General features: G+C 47.5%; 1 protein-coding gene. It reads right to left on the bottom strand.

Annotation, left to right across the window (positions count from 1 at the left end; translation table 11 throughout):
* On the bottom strand, positions 1 to 1477 hold a 1477-nt coding region (locus BCL90_RS25490), incomplete at both ends, for an MBG domain-containing protein (protein WP_317126823.1).

Consider the following 1477-nt stretch of genomic DNA (forward strand, 5'->3'; position numbering starts at 1 on the left):
CCTGTTACCAATGCAGGTGCAGAGGTATAAGTCAGTGCAGGATCGGCATCGCCATAAGTTTTGCTTTTCGCTGCCACCGTTACCGTTATCGTTTTTGCACCAATCGTTAAATCAGCACCAACATAAGTCAAGGTATAGTTGCTGCTCAAGGCAAGTGTTCCCTGGTTAATTGCATAAGTACCCACGTTTTCGCCAGGCAACCTGGTCAGGCTTCCGCTGAAGCTATCCCCTGTTACCAGTGAAGGTGCAGAGGTATAAGTCAGTGCAGGATCTGCATCGCCATAAGTTTTGCTTTTCGCTGCGGCCGTTACTGTTATTGTTTTCGCACCGATGGTTAAATCAGCACCAACATAAGTTAAGGTATAGTTGCTGCTCAAAGCAAGTGTACCCTGGTTGATTGCATACGTACCCACATTTTCGCCAGGTGTTCTGGTCAGGCTTCCGCTGAAGCTATCCCCTGTTACCAGTGAAGGTGCAGAGGTATAAGTCAGTGCAGGATCTGCATCGCCATAAGTTTTGCTTTTCGCTGCGGCCGTTACTGTTATTGTTTTCGCACCGATTGTTAAATCAGCACCAACATAAGTTAAGGTATAGTTGCTGCTCAAAGCAAGTGTTCCCTGGTTGATGGCATACGTACCTACATTTTCTCCAGGCAACCTGGTCAGGCTTCCGCTGAAGCTATCGCCTGTTACCAATGCAGGTGCAGAGGTATAAGTCAGTGCAGGATCTGCATCGCCATAAGTTTTGCTTTTCGCTGCGGCCGTTACTGTTATTGTTTTCGCACCGATGGTTAAATCAGCACCAACATAAGTTAAGGTATAGTTGCTGCTCAAAGCAAGTGTTCCCTGGTTGATTGCATACGTACCCACATTTTCGCCAGGTGTTCTGGTCAGACTTCCGCTGAAGCTATCACCTGTTACCAATGCAGGTGCAGAGGTATAAGTCAGTGCAGGATCGGCATCGCCATAAGTTTTGCTTTTCGCTGCGGCCGTTACTGTTATTGTTTTCGCACCGATTGTTAAATCAGCACCAACATAAGTTAAGGTATAGTTGCTGCTCAAAGCAAGTGTTCCCTGGTTGATGGCATACGTACCTACATTTTCTCCAGGCAACCTGGTCAGGCTTCCGCTGAAGCTATCACCTGTTACCAATGCAGGTGCAGAGGTATAAGTCAGTGCAGGATCGGCATCGCCATAAGTTTTGCTTTTCGCTGCGGCCGTTACCGTGATCGTTTTTGCACCAATCGTTAAATCAGCACCAACATAAGTCAAGGTATAGTTGCTGCTCAAGGCAAGTGTTCCCTGGTTAATTGCATAAGTACCCACGTTTTCGCCAGGCAACCTGGTCAGACTTCCGCTGAAGCTATCCCCTGTTACCAGTGAAGGTGCAGAGGTATAAGTCAGTGCAGGATCTGCATCGCCATAAGTTTTGCTTTTCGCTGCGGCCGTTACTGTTATTGTTTTCGCACCGATGGTTA

Origin of the sequence: Pedobacter alluvionis, from assembly GCF_003664035.1 — a bacterium.
In the GTDB taxonomy this organism is placed as follows: domain Bacteria; phylum Bacteroidota; class Bacteroidia; order Sphingobacteriales; family Sphingobacteriaceae; genus Pedobacter; species Pedobacter alluvionis.